The 12731-nt window shown below is 71.1% G+C and carries 13 protein-coding genes; 7 read left to right on the top strand and 6 right to left on the bottom strand.

Annotated features, from left to right (window positions below; translation table 11 throughout):
- Window positions 1–24: 24 nt before the first annotated feature.
- Both IF64_RS0116725 and IF64_RS0116720 read right to left on the bottom strand, forming a co-directional pair.
- Window positions 25–675: a response regulator gene (locus IF64_RS0116725; protein ID WP_030533066.1), complete on the bottom strand. Its 651-nt coding sequence runs from the start codon at window positions 673–675 to the stop codon at window positions 25–27.
- Entirely contained in the window at window positions 672–1952 is a 1281-nt protein-coding gene (locus IF64_RS0116720) for a sensor histidine kinase (RefSeq protein WP_084705914.1), read from the bottom strand. Before IF64_RS0116720 ends, IF64_RS0116725 begins: the two co-directional genes overlap by 4 nt.
- Before the next feature lie 130 nt (window positions 1953–2082).
- Here IF64_RS0116720 and IF64_RS0116715 point away from each other — a divergent pair, with 130 nt between their 5' ends.
- From IF64_RS0116715 to IF64_RS0116705, 3 genes are all read left to right on the top strand, one after another.
- Window positions 2083–2754, top strand: coding sequence for a class I SAM-dependent methyltransferase (locus IF64_RS0116715; protein ID WP_051757926.1), 672 nt, complete (start codon window positions 2083–2085; stop codon window positions 2752–2754).
- Window positions 2751–3467, top strand: a complete 717-nt coding sequence (locus tag IF64_RS26145; protein WP_051757925.1) for a DedA family protein — start codon at window positions 2751–2753, stop codon at window positions 3465–3467. Before IF64_RS0116715 ends, IF64_RS26145 begins: the two co-directional genes overlap by 4 nt.
- A 145-nt stretch (window positions 3468–3612) precedes the next feature.
- Entirely contained in the window at window positions 3613–4221 is a 609-nt protein-coding gene (locus tag IF64_RS0116705) for a class I SAM-dependent methyltransferase (RefSeq protein ID WP_030533062.1), read from the top strand.
- An 87-nt stretch (window positions 4222–4308) separates the two neighbouring features.
- On the opposite strand, the gene IF64_RS0116695 is transcribed toward IF64_RS0116705, so the two are convergent.
- The 3 genes from IF64_RS0116695 to IF64_RS0116685 are packed head-to-tail and all read right to left on the bottom strand — an operon-like array spanning window position 4309 to window position 6544.
- The gene (locus IF64_RS0116695) at window positions 4309–5019 is read right to left on the bottom strand and encodes a GntR family transcriptional regulator (RefSeq protein ID WP_030533061.1); all 711 of its coding nucleotides are present in this window, start codon (window positions 5017–5019) and stop codon (window positions 4309–4311) included.
- Entirely contained in the window at window positions 5016–5741 is a 726-nt protein-coding gene (locus tag IF64_RS0116690; RefSeq protein WP_030533060.1) for a maleate cis-trans isomerase family protein, read from the bottom strand. The genes IF64_RS0116695 and IF64_RS0116690 overlap by 4 nt, the downstream gene beginning before the upstream one ends.
- Before the next feature lie 53 nt (window positions 5742–5794).
- Complete coding sequence (locus IF64_RS0116685; RefSeq protein ID WP_030533059.1) at window positions 5795–6544, bottom strand: maleate cis-trans isomerase family protein; 750 nt, start codon at window positions 6542–6544, stop codon at window positions 5795–5797.
- 181 nt (window positions 6545–6725) lie between these two features.
- Here IF64_RS0116685 and IF64_RS0116680 point away from each other — a divergent pair, with 181 nt between their 5' ends.
- From IF64_RS0116680 to IF64_RS0116670, 3 genes are all read left to right on the top strand, one after another.
- Window positions 6726–7643 carry a D-2-hydroxyacid dehydrogenase gene (locus tag IF64_RS0116680; protein WP_145600777.1) on the top strand — a complete coding sequence of 306 codons (918 nt, stop codon included), beginning with the start codon at window positions 6726–6728 and terminating at the stop codon, window positions 7641–7643.
- 23 nt (window positions 7644–7666) lie between these two features.
- The gene (locus IF64_RS0116675; RefSeq protein WP_030533057.1) at window positions 7667–9073 is read left to right on the top strand and encodes an amidase; all 1407 of its coding nucleotides are present in this window, start codon (window positions 7667–7669) and stop codon (window positions 9071–9073) included.
- A 132-nt stretch (window positions 9074–9205) separates the two neighbouring features.
- Entirely contained in the window at window positions 9206–10180 is a 975-nt protein-coding gene (locus tag IF64_RS0116670; RefSeq protein WP_030533056.1) for an aldo/keto reductase, read from the top strand.
- Window positions 10181–10206: 26 nt separating this feature from the next.
- Here IF64_RS0116670 and IF64_RS0116665 read toward each other — a convergent pair whose 3' ends face one another.
- On the bottom strand, window positions 10207–11619 hold the full coding sequence (locus IF64_RS0116665) for a WS/DGAT/MGAT family O-acyltransferase (RefSeq protein ID WP_030533055.1): 1413 nt from the start codon (window positions 11617–11619) through the stop codon (window positions 10207–10209).
- A gap of 88 nt (window positions 11620–11707) precedes the next feature.
- Here IF64_RS0116665 and IF64_RS0116660 point away from each other — a divergent pair, with 88 nt between their 5' ends.
- Window positions 11708–12709 carry a glutathione S-transferase family protein gene (locus IF64_RS0116660; protein ID WP_030533054.1) on the top strand — a complete coding sequence of 334 codons (1002 nt, stop codon included), beginning with the start codon at window positions 11708–11710 and terminating at the stop codon, window positions 12707–12709.
- The last annotated feature ends 22 nt before the right edge of the window (window positions 12710–12731 follow it).

Genomic DNA, 12731 nt, shown 5'->3' with positions numbered 1-12731 from the left:
ACGGCTGACCTGTGTGGTTAACGGTCAGCGCGGGCCCGGCTCCGGCCGGCCGCCGAGCGCGCTCATGGCGAGACGAACCCGGTTGTCGGTTCCCGTTTTCGCCAGCAGATTGCTGATGTGGGTCTTGACCGTCGTGACGCTGACGTGCAGCCGCGACGCGATCTCGGCGTTCGACAGGCCCTCGGCCACCAAACTCAGTACCTCCCGCTCCCGGTCGGTGAGGTCCGCGGGCGGCGCGGGTGGTGGTGCGGCGCGCTGGTCCACGGCGCTGCGGACGAGCCTGCGCAGCACGTGCGGGCTGAATGGACTGTCGCCCGCCGCGGCACGGCGGATGGCGTCGAGCAACGCCTCCGGGGTGGCGTCCTTCGCGAGGAACCCACAGGCACCCGCGGACAGCGCGGGGTAGAGGTGACCGTCGTCGTCGAACGTGGTCAGGACCAGAACCCGCGCCGGTGATCCGCGTTCGATCAGCCGCCGGGTGGCGGTGATGCCGTCCATTCCCGGCATGCGCAGATCCATCACGACCAGATCGGGCCGCGTGCGTTCGGCCTCGGCCAGTGCCTGCTGGCCGTCCGCCGCCTCGCCGACGACCTCGATGTCCGTTGTGGACTCGCACAGCATCCGCAGGCCTGCCCGGACGAGCTGTTGGTCGTCCGCGAGGAGGACCCGGATCATGCGCTGCTCCTTTCCGCGTCGACGGGCACCTCGGCGTGCAACCGCCATCCTTGCCCGTGTCGTTCGGCCTCGAGTCGTCCGCCGACGAGGGCGACGCGTTCGGCCATGCCCACCAACCCGTGTCCTCCGCCCTCCGCGACGTGGGGGTCCGGTGCGCCCGATCCGCCACCGGAGTCGGCCACCTCGACGACGGCGACCGAACCGGCGGCCCCGTCGTCGTAGTGCACGGTCAGCCGTGCCTGGGCGCCGGCACCGGCGTGTTTGAGTACGTTGGTCAGGCCCTCCTGGGCGATGCGCAGCACGGTGGCTCCGCAGAGCGCGTCCATGGCGGGTGGTGTCGGTGCGATGTCGGCGGTGACGTCGATCCCGGCGCTGCGTGCCCGCTGCGCGGCACCGCGAAGCTCGGCCTCCAGCGCCGCGGGCTTGGTCAGCGCCAGCCTTCGGGCACCGCTCCCGGCGCTGTCGCCGGGAGCGTCGTCGGGACCGCCCCGTAGCACCGCCACGAGCCTGCGCAGGTCGGTTAGTGCGGTGGCGGCCGTGGCGTGCACGTCGTCGAGCACCGCCGTGACCTGAGGGTCCGATGTGGACACCACATGTCTGGCGACGCCGACCCGCAGCGAGATCGACGCGACGTGATGCGCCACGACGTCGTGGAGTTCGCGCGCGATGGCCGTTCGCTCCTCCGCGCGTGCAGCCTGCTCGCGGATCAGTTTCGTCCGCTCGGCCTCCTCGGCGCGCTCCTCGGCCTGACGCATGTAGCCCCGCTGGGCGCGCAGCCACGCCCCGGCGACCACGGGCGAGCCGACCGCCAACAGCACCCGCACCACGCCGAGTGGCGGATCGGCCCAGTCGATCAGCGGTGCGACCACGCCGGCGGCGCCCGCGACACACGCCCAGAGCACCGGTCCGCGGCGGCGGTAGACGAGTTCGGCCAGTGACGCCGCCGCGAACAGCGGGACGAGGTGGCTGGCCGACACGGTGGTCTGCACGGCGAGGAGGAACAGCGGCGCCTGGGCGAGCGCCACCACCGTGGGCAACCGTCCGCCTGCCAGCAGCAGTCCGGCCGACGCGAGACTCAGCGCCCACTCCCGCGGTCCGGCGGGCGTGCCCGCCAGCACCAGGAGGTAGGTGACCGCGTAGATCGGTGCCAGTGCGCGCACAGCCAGCGGCGGAACCCGCGCCCACCACCGCGCCGGGCGCGCGGCGGCCTGCTGTTCCCGGTTCGGCCGCGCCGGGTGCTGCTGCGCCGGATCGTCCGGTGTCGACTGCGAGGGCACGATGCGGACTCTAGGCATCGTCTCGGGGTTTCTCCTCCTCCCCAGGGAGGAGTACCCGCTCGTGCGAGTGGCCGGCGATCATGGCCGAGAGGCCGATCCGCCCGGGGCGTTCTCCCGTGATCGTGGTGGCATGACGAAATCAGCCACCCCGGCAAAGAAGACTCCGGCAACAGACACGACTGTCCCGCGGTCCCGTGATTGGGCTCGCTTCTTCGCCGCCGCACTGCGGCACCCCGGCCTGGTCGGCGCGATCGCCCCGAGCTCGCAGGCCCTGGCCAGGCGGATGAGTGCGCACGTGCCCACGAGCGGCAACCCGACCGTGGTGGAAATCGGTGCGGGTACGGGGGTGTTCACCCGCGAACTGCGCAGCCGCGTCCCGTCCTGGGGACGGGTGATCGCCGTGGAACGGGACGCCGGACTGGCCGCGCACGTCGAGGCGACCTGCCCTGGTGTGGACGTCGTCTACGGGGACGCGGCGCGGCTGCGCGAGCTGCTCGCCTGCCGAGACGTGTCCACCGTGGACGCGGTGGTGTGCGGCCTCCCGTGGTCGCTGCTGCCCGAGGCCGACCAGCGCGCCGTGCTCGGCGAGGTCGCAGGCGTGCTCGCGGAGGGAGCGTCGTTCACGACCTTCGCCTACGCGCACGCCACGGCTATCGCGGGCGCCCGGCGGTTCCGGGCGGTGCTCGGGGAGACGTTCGCCCAGGTGCGCGCGGAACCCGTCGTGTGGCGCAACGTGCCCCCGGCGTTGACGTACGTGGCCAGGGAACCCGTGGCGGGCGGACCGGTGGCCACGGCCGGATGATCGACCTGGGTGTCGCCTGCCTCGATGCGGTAGGCCGGACGGCTCCGCCGCTGTTCGTCGGTGTCGCGGCGGTGCTGATCCTCTGCGAGACGGCGCTCGTGGTCGGGCTCGTGCTGCCGGGCCTGAGTGCGCTGCTGGCCCTGGGCTTCGCGATCTCGACGGGGCTGGTTCATCCCGGCCTCGGCTATCCCGCGGCGGTGGGGGCCGCCATGGCGGGCGGGCAGATCGCGTACCGCCTCGGCAGGCGGGCGGGGTTCGCCCGCCTGCTCGCGCGGGTTCGGCGGCGCGCACCCGGGGAGGCCGCCGTCGACCTCGTCGACCGGGGGCCGAGGACGGCCGTCGTCGCCGGACAGTGGATCGTCGGCGTCCGGACCTTCGTTCCGCGCATTGCGGGTGCGCAGGGCATGCCGTACCGGGTGTTCACGGCCTGCCAGCTCACGTCGGCAGGGGTCTGGGCCACGACGGGCACGACGGTCGGGTTGCTGGCCGGAGAGCTGTACCAGCGGGTGGGGACGGCGGTGACCGTGGCGGGCGTCGCGGTGATCGTGCTGCTGGCCGTGTTCGTGGCGGGCTCCCGTCGCTCGCGAGTGTCCGAAGTCGACACGGCAGGCGCGGACGAATCCGACAGGCCGTGCGATGCGAGGACAGAAGCCGAAAGCGGCACCCGGGTCGGCGAATCGGACACTCCGTGCGCGACTCGGTACACCCGGTGAGTGTCCGATTTAGGCGGATATGGGCGAAGGCGTGACCGGGTTTCGAGACGCACACCGTCGGATTCTCGGGCGTTTGTCGTGGTCCGGACCGAATGTGATCTGCAACACGAAGCGCGGCGCGGATGGATCCCGGATCGTGGGGGGCATGATCGATGCCCTGAAGCGCTCGCTGCCCCCGTTCGTGTCGGCGGCGGTCCGCAATCCGAAGACGGTCGGAGCCGCGGCGCCGAGCTCGCGTGCTCTCGCGGCGCGCATGGCGTCCGCCGTCCCGGCCGTCGAGGCACCGACCATCGTGGAGATCGGCGCCGGCACCGGCGCGTTCACCAGACTCCTCCAGGAGCGTGTGCCCGCCGACGGGCGCTACCTGGCCGTCGAGCTGGACGAGCGGATGGCCGACCACCTGGAGCGCACCTTCCCGAACGTCGAGGTCGTGCACGGCGACGCCGCCGAGCTCGGCACCCTGCTCGCCGATCGGGGTGTGACGTCGGTGGATGCCATGCTCTGCGGGCTCCCGTGGTCCCTGTTCCCCTCCGAGCTGCAGTGGAAGCTGCTCGGCGAGATCACCTCACCGCTGGCTCCGCACGGTGTCTTCTCGACGTTCGCCTACGTCCACGCGGCGCGGATTCCCGGGTCGAAGCGGTTCCGTGCGGCCGTGGAGGCGACGTTCGAGGACGTGGAGGTCCAGTCGCCGGTGTGGCGCAACCTGCCTCCCGCGATGACGTACGTGTGCCGCGGAGCCCGTCGCGACGGCTGACGGTTCCGGGCCGCGGAGAGCAGCGCCGGGGTCGAGGCGCGCCGGGTCGAGTCGCCCGAGGCCGGCTCGGTCTGAACTCGAGTCGCCTCAGGCCGAGTCGCCGATCCGCTCGTCTCCGTCGGCGTGCAGGCCGGTGCCGGGTGCCAACCGGTGCACGGCGTCGGCCATGTGCTCCTCGATGAGGCGCAGGAGCCGGGGCTCGTCGCCTGTGCGGACGGCGTCGATGATCGCCCGGTGCTCGGCGATGCGCTCGTCGGCCCCGTAACCGCCGGTGTAGGTCCGCTGCAGGGCGGAAAGGCACATCCGCGTCTCGATCATCAGCGTCCTGGCCATGCGGCGAAGACGAGGGCTGCCCGACGCCTCGATGAGCGCCTCGTGGAACCGGAGGTCGGCCTCGGACAACGCGGTGGCGTTACCCTCCTCGTCGGCCTCGGCCATGGCCTTGACCGCGTCGTCGAGCGTCGCGGCCACCTCGTCGCGGTCGGTGGATCGGACCACCAGGGTCGCCGCCGCCCGTTCCACGGCCGTACGCGCGGCGTAGATGTCCTGGACGTCGCCGGGTTCGAGGTCGATGACGAACAGGCCGCGGTGCCGTTCGCTGCGCAGCAGGCCCTCGGACACGAGCCGCTGCATCGCCTCACGCAGCGGACCGCGGGAAACCTGGAACTGGGCGGCGAGGTCGGCCTCGCCCAGTTGCGTGCCCGGCTGCAGTGCGCCGTTCATGATGGCCTCGCGCAGCTGGCGGGCGATGATCGCGGCGGTGGACTCGCGGTTGACCGGTTCGATGTCGGCGATCATCGTCGGCCCTCGGTACGCAGCAGTGTGCCGAGTCCGTCGTAGGCGCGGGTGACGCCGGCGATCCGCAGGCCCTCCCACACGGTCACCTGGTTGGCCGTGAGCACCGGCTTGCCGATCCGGGTCTCGATGTCGTCGACCAGTCCGAGGGTGCGCATGGCGGTGTCGGGCACCAGGAGCGCGTCGGCGTCGGGGTGGTCGCGGTCGACGGTGAGCGTGACCACCTGCTCCGGAGGCAGCTCGCCGACCTCGGCGGCCGTGTCGATGTCGGCCGCCGACATCGAGACCACGTCGACACCGCCGCGCCCGAGGAACTCCACGAACAGCTTCGCGACGTCGTCGGGGTAGCTCGCGGCGACGGCGACCTTCCGCACCCCGAGCGTCTGTGCGGCGTGGACGAAGGCGAAGGACGTGCTCGACGCGGGTTTGCCACCCGCGGCCTCGGAGAGTCCGGCGACCTGTTCGGCCGCGCCGTCCCAGCCGTAGACGAAGCTGCCGCTCGTGCAGGCCCACACCACGGCGTCCGGTTCGTGCCGGGCGAGCAACGAGGCGCCTTCGGCGAGGCGGGCCGGCGATCCGAGGTCGAGCAGCTCGGGCACGGCGTGCAGGTCGGTGCCGTAGATGTGCTCGACGGGCAGCGCCGTGCCGTCTCCCAGGATCCGTTCGGCCAGCGGGTAGTCGTCCTCGGCGGCGTGATCCGGATAGATGAAACCGATCGTGGGCACGATGAACCTCCTCGCAGGATTGTCAACAATCCTCGGATCTCGGTCAAGTGAGCTCAGGCGACCTCACGCAGCCAAGCACCGGGGCCCACGATCGGCAGTCCCATGCGTTGCAGGCAGGCCCACATCGTCAGCTGGTTCGCCGTGAGGACGGGCTTGCCGAGGGTCTGTTCCAACGGCTCGATGAGGTCGTAGGTGGGCAGGTTGGTGCAGCTGACGAAGATCGCCTCGGCGTCGCCGTGATCGGCGGCCAGGATGCGTTCGGCGATCGTGGCGTAGCTGACCTTCCAGATGCCGCCGCCGAGGCCGAGGTGGTCGCTCGACACCGTGCGCACGCCGAGCTCGGCGAGGAACTCGTGCAGTTTGCCGGTGAGGTCGGCGTCGTAGGGCGTCAGCACCGAAACCCGGTCGAGGCCGAGCAGGTCGAGCACCTCGGCCAGCGCCCCGGACGTCGTCACCGCGTCGGGCGCGCCCGCGCCGCAGATGACCTTGCGCAGCGTGCGCTCGGCGTCGACCCCGGCGACGAAACTGCCCGACGTGCACAGGTAGGCGACGACCTCGGGCTCGACGTGGAGCACGTCCCGCGTGGCGGCGGCCAGGTGCTGCGAGTTGCTGACCAGGTGCGCCATCTCCATGCTGACGGGCACGGGTTCGTACGGCGTCCTGGCCAGATGCAACGAGACCTCGAGCGGAACCCAGCGCCACAGCTCCCGTTCGAGTGCGAGATCGAACGGTGCGATGATCCCGATCCCTCGTTGGGCGAGTGGCCCTTCGAAGGATTGGAAGTCCACGGCTGGTACGTCCAAGGTTCGACCTCCGGGCGGCGGCACAGATGCGGGAGCAGGCAGAAGTGGGCCTCCGGGGGTGTTCCTCGGATTGTTGACAATCATACGACCTGCTCATAGCGTGTCAACGGTGACTGCGACGGTGACCGATGCCCGCACGCCCGTGCTGACCGTGTTCCGCGGCGACGAACATCCTCCGGACATGGGTCCCATCGAGGACGTGGCCGAGGTCCGTTACACCGACGCGGCCGGCCTCTCCGACGCGTTGCGCGGCGCCGATGCCCTGTTCATGTACGAGTTCCTGTCCACGGCGCTGCCCTCGGCCTGGCACGCGGCCGACCGCCTGCAGTGGCTCCACATCGCGGCCGCGGGTGTCGACCCGGTGATGTTCCCCGAACTGCGCGCGAGCGACGTGGTGCTGACCAACTCGCGCGGCGTCTTCGACGACTCGATCGCCGAGTACGTCCTCGGCCAGATCCTCGCGTTCGCCAAGGACATGCCGCGTTCGCTGCGGCTGCAGGACGAGCGGACCTGGAAACACCGCGAGACCGAGCGCATCGCGGGCACGTCGGCACTGGTGGTGGGGACCGGGCCGATCGGGAGGGCGATCGCGCGGATGCTGCGCGCCGCGGGACTGCGCGTCTCGGGGGCGGGCAGGCGAGCCCGTGACGACGACCCCGACTTCGGCACCGTGCACGCGACCGACCGGCTCACCGACCACCTTCCCGATGCCGACTACGTCGTGGCCATCGCGCCGCTGACGGACCAGACCAAGGGCATGTTCGACGCGCGGGCCTTCGCCGCGATGAAGCCGTCGGCACGGTTCGTCAACGTCGGGCGAGGCGAACTGGTCGTCACCGCGGACCTGGTCGCGGCGTTGCGTGCCGGCGACATCGCGGGCGCGGCGCTCGACGTGTTCGACACCGAGCCCCTGCCCGCCGACCATCCCTTGTGGACCATGGATCAGGTGCTGATCTCGCCGCACATGTCGGGTGACGTCGTCGGGTGGCGCAACGAGCTGGTGGCGGTGTTCGCGGAGAACTTCCGCCGCTGGCGTGCGGGGGAACCCCTGCGGAACGTGGTGGACAAACAACTGGGTTACGTTCCCTCGGGGAGCTGACGCATCGGCGCGTGAGGAGAGGCATGGAGAGCACTCCGTCCCTGTTGACGGCCAGCGAACTCGTGGCCGCGTACTCGACGGGGGAGCTGTCCCCGGTCGAGGCGACCCGAGCCGCGTTGGCGGCGATCGAGAAGCGCGACACCGAGTTGCGCGCCTACACCCGGGTCGATCCGGAGGTGGCGCTGGACGCCGCGCACGCCTCCGAGGAGCGTTGGCGTGAGGGCAACCCCATCGGCTGGCTCGACGGCGTGCCGTCGAGTGTGAAGGACATGTTCCTCACCGAGGGCTGGCCGACCCTGCGCGGATCGCGGTGCATCGATCCCGACCAGCCGTGGGAGATCGACAGTCCGGTGACCGCGCGGATGCGCGAACACGGTCTCGTGCTCCTCGGCAAGACGACCACACCCGAGCTGGCCTGGAAGGCCGTGACCGACAGCCCGCTCGACGGCATCACCCGCAATCCGTGGAACACCGCGCTCACCCCGGGCGGGTCGAGTGGCGGCAGTGCCGCGGCCGTCGCCGCAGGCATGGGCGAGTTGTCGGTGGGCACCGACGGCGGGGGATCGGTGCGGATCCCGGCCTCGTTCTGCGGCATCGTCGGTTTCAAACCGACGGCGGGCCGCATCCCGCTGTACCCGGCGAGCCCGTTCGGCCCCCTGTCGCACGCCGGTCCGATGACGCGGTCCGTGGACGACACCGCGCTGTTGCTCGACGTGCTGGTCACCGCCGACCACCGCGACCCCAACGCGCTCCCGCCGCCCCTGAGCACCTATCGCGAGGCGGTGCGCAGGGACGTGCGGGGCCTGCGCGCGGCCTACTCGGCCGACCTCGGATACGTCGACGTCGATCCGGAGATCGCGCAGGCCGTCGTGTCGGTCGTGGCCAAGCTCGGCGAGGCCGGGCTGCACGTCGAGGACGCCGACCCCGGATTCAGCGATCCGGCCGACGCGTTCGGGGTGCTGTGGTCCACCGGTGCCGCCAAGTGGCTGGACACGTTCCCCGCGGGCTCGGAGGACCTCGTCGATCCCGGACTGCGCCGCGTCTGGGAGCAGGGCCGCACCTACTCGGCGAGCGACTACCTCGAGGCCAGCGCCACCCGTGCGGAACTCGGCATCCATATGGGCGAGTTCCACACCCGTTACGACGTGCTGATCACCCCGACGATGCCGATCCAGCCGTTCGAGGCAGGCCACGACGTGCCCCCGTCGGGGCCGTACGAGACGTGGCCGGAGTGGACGCGGTTCACCTACCCGTTCAACATGACCCAGCAGCCCGCGATCACGGTTCCCGCGGGGTTCACGTCGAAGGGACTGCCGGTGGGGCTGCAGATCGTCGGGCCACGGCACTCCGACGACCTGGTGCTCGCCGTGGCCAAGCTCGTCGAGGAGATCAACCCGTGGCCGACCGACCGGCCAGCCGAGCGCCCCTGAGCCGGCGCACCTGAGCGCCCCGGGGTCGCGCGGTGTCGGGCGGCGTTGCGGTCGGCTCGCGGGTGTATTCCCGAGGGTGAGAAGGCGGACGTCGCCATGCGCCATGCGCCCGTTCGGAGTAATCCTGGGGGTATGCAGACGATCACTTTGGGCAGGAGCGGACTGAACGTGTCCCGGATCTGCTTCGGGACCTGGCAGATCGGTGGCGACTGGGGCTCGTTCGACGAGGACGCGGCGATCGGCGCCATCCGGCAGGCACGCGAGCTCGGCGTGACCTTCTTCGACACGGCGCAGGCGTACGGATTCGGCGCCTCCGAGGAGCTGCTCGGCAAGGCGCTGCGACCGGACCTGGAGCGCGATCGCGACAGCGTCGTCATCGCCACGAAGGGCGGCATCGACCCGGGCAGCGACCGGCCCCGCAAGGCCACGCGCGAGTACCTGCGCAGCGGCGTCGAGCAGAGCCTGCGTCACCTCGGGGTCGACCACATCGACCTGTACCAGGTGCACTGGCCCGACGAGCAGACCCCGGCCGAGGAGACGGCCTCGGCGCTGCAGGAACTGGTCGACGAGGGCAAGATCCGCCACGCCGGTGTGTCCAATTACGACTCCGCGCAGCTCGCCGCGTTCGACCGCACCCGTCCCGTCGAGACCCTGCAGCCGCCGTACCACCTGCTGCGCAGGGACATCGAGACCGACCCGCTGCCGTACGCACGCGAGAACGACATCGGTGTGCTGGTCTACAGCTCCCTCGGCAGCGGACTGCTCACCGGCGCGCTGACGGCGGACTCGACGTTCGAGGAGTCGGACTGGCGTTCCCAGTCGTCGGCGTTCCAGGGCGAGAACTTCAGACGGAACCTGGCCGTGGTCGACGAGCTGAAGGAGTTCGCGGCCGGCAAGAACGCGAGCGTCAGCCAGATCGCGATCGCCTGGACGCTCGCGAAGCCCGGCATCCACGTGGCCATCGTCGGCGCGCGCCGGGCACGCAACATCGCCGACAGCGTCGCAGCGGCCGACGTGCAGCTGACCGCCGACGACATCGCGGAGATCGAGCGCATCACCGCGGCCGGCGTTCCGGTGACCGGCGCCAGCCCCGAAGGCATCGCCTGAGCCTGCCGCGGACGCGCACAGGACGGTCAGGCCACGGCCTTCTCCAGGTCCGTCAACGCGGTGTCGAGGTGGCTCAGCAGGCGTTGCAGGTGCGGCACGCTGCGCCGGCATCCGGTGATGCCGACGTCGAGGTCGTCACCCGTCGTCGTCAGCGTGATGTTCAGCGCCTGCCCGTCGAGCAGGACCGAGGCGGGATAGATGCCGTCGAGCCGTGCGCCGTTCCAGTACATCTGCCTGCGCGGTCCCGGCACGTTCGAGATCACCAGGTTGAACGGCGGACGCGTGGCCGTGGCGAACCCCGGCAGCGGACTCGCCGCGAGCGGTGCCACGTTCAGCGCCGACAGCAGCAGTGCCTGCAACGGCGTGAGTTCGCGGAACAGGCGTTTGCCCTCCGCCGTCGACCGCGCGATCGTGGCCAGCCGGTCGGCGGGATCGCCGAGGTCGGTGCCGAGGTTCGCCAGCAGCGCGCCGATCTGGTTGCCCGACGCCTGCGGCGCGGCGGTCGAACCGGCCGCCGAACCCGAACCGGACGCCGAGGACCCCGAGCCGGAGCGCATCGACACCGGCACCATCGCGGTCAGCGGCGCGGACGGCAGGGCGTGGGCGTCGATCAGGTACTCGCGCAACGCTCCGGCGCACATCGCGAGCACGACGTCGTTGCGGGTCACCGACGCCGCCGAGGCCACGGCGCGGACCCGCTCCAACGGCCACGACTGCGCCGCGAACCGCCGCGCGCCACCGATCGGCACGTTGAACATCGTCCTCGGCGCCTGGAGCGGCAACGTCAACGCCTGCGCGCGGAAGGCCTCCTTGGCGATCCGCGCCGCCGCGGCCGGGGTGCCTGCCAGCTGCCGGGCCGCTCCCGTCACCGCACGGATCGTGTCGGCCGGCGTGACCGTCGCCCGTGGCGAGGGCGCGGCCGCGCGGCGTTTGCCCCACGGCGGCGGACAGTCGCGGTCGGCCGGGTCCTCGGAGAGCACGTCGGTCAGCTGCCGCAGTGCGGACACCCCGTCCATCACCGCGTGGTGGATCTTGCTGTAGAGGGCGAACCGCCCGTCGGCCAGCCCCTCCACCAGGTGCACCTCCCACAGCGGGCGGTGCCGGTCGAGCAGCGTGCTGTGCCAGCGTGAGGTCAGTTCGAGCAGTTCACGGATCCGGCCGGGACTGGGCAGTGCCGAATGGCGGAAGTGGTAGTCGAGGTCGAGTTGCGGATCCCGTTGCCATGCCAGGTATCCGGCCGTGTTCACCGGTCTGCGCAGCCGCTGTTGGAAGGTGTCGCGCACGCTCGTGCGCTCGAGCAGCGTCTGCCGGAGTTCGCGTAGGTACTCGGGCCCGGCGTCGTCGGGAGGGGTGAACAGCTGGAGGCCGCCGACGTGCATGGGGTGTTCGCGGCTCTCCACGGCGAGGAACATCGAGTCGGTCACGGGCATCAGCGACATCGGCGCCACCTCTCACGTGCCGCGACCGCCCGCCCCGTTGCGGCCGGTCGCCTGCGGTGGGCCGAGTGTACGCACTAGCGTCGGGGTCATGACGATTCCGACGGATCCGGACACCGGCGAATTCCACCGCGCCCCCAACGCCTTCACCGCCCGCATCACGGCCGACGGGAGGGACGGCTGGCCCGTCGAACCGGGCCGGTACCGGCTGGTCGTCAGCCGTGCGTGCCCGTGGGCCAGCAGGGCGCTCGTCGTCCGCAGGCTGCTGGGACTGGAAGGCGTGCTCTCGCTGGCGGTGGCCGACCCGATCCAGGACGAACGCAGCTGGCGATTCACCCTCGATCCCGGTGGCGTCGACCCGGTCCTCGGCATCGGTTTCCTCCACGAGGCCTACGAGAAGGCCGATCCGCACTACGACGGCGGGATCAGCGTGCCCGCGATCGTCGACGTCCCGAGCGGCAAGCTCGTTACCAACGACTATCCGCAGATCACGCTCGACCTCGACACCGAGTGGACCGCCCACCAGCGGGACGGCGCTCCCGAGCTGTATCCCGAGGCACTGCGCGACGAGATCGACGCGGTCAACGCCGACGTTCACCGCGACGTGAACGCGGCGGTCTACGAGGCGGGTTTCGCCACCAAACAGGCCGCCTACGAGGACGCCTACGACCGGCTCTTCGCGCGTCTCGACGCGTTGTCGGAGCGGTTGTCCCGGCAGCGTTATCTCGTCGGGGACACGATCACCGAGGCCGACATCCGGTTGTTCACCACGCTCGTGCGGTTCGACGCCGTCTACCACGGGCACTTCAAGTGCAACCGTCACAAGCTGACCGAACTCCCGGTGCTGTGGGCCTACGCGCGCGATCTGTTCCAGACTCCGGGATTCGGCGACACCGTGGATTTCGACCACATCAAACGGCACTACTACCAGGTGCACGAGCAGGTCAATCCCACGCGGATCGTGCCGAAGGGACCGGATCTGGCCGGTTGGACGAGCCCGCACGGCAGGGAGGAACTGGGCGGACGGCCGTTCGGCAACGGTACGCCTCCGCCCCCGCCACCCGAGCAGGAGGCCGTCACCCCGCACGGGTGAGGCGTGCCCGTATCCTCTCGGC

Source organism: Prauserella rugosa, assembly GCF_000719975.1.
In the GTDB taxonomy this organism is placed as follows: Bacteria; Actinomycetota; Actinomycetes; order Mycobacteriales; family Pseudonocardiaceae; genus Prauserella; species Prauserella rugosa.
Note: the sequence above shows the minus strand (reverse complement) of the source record. Positions and strands in the feature narration are given on the sequence as shown.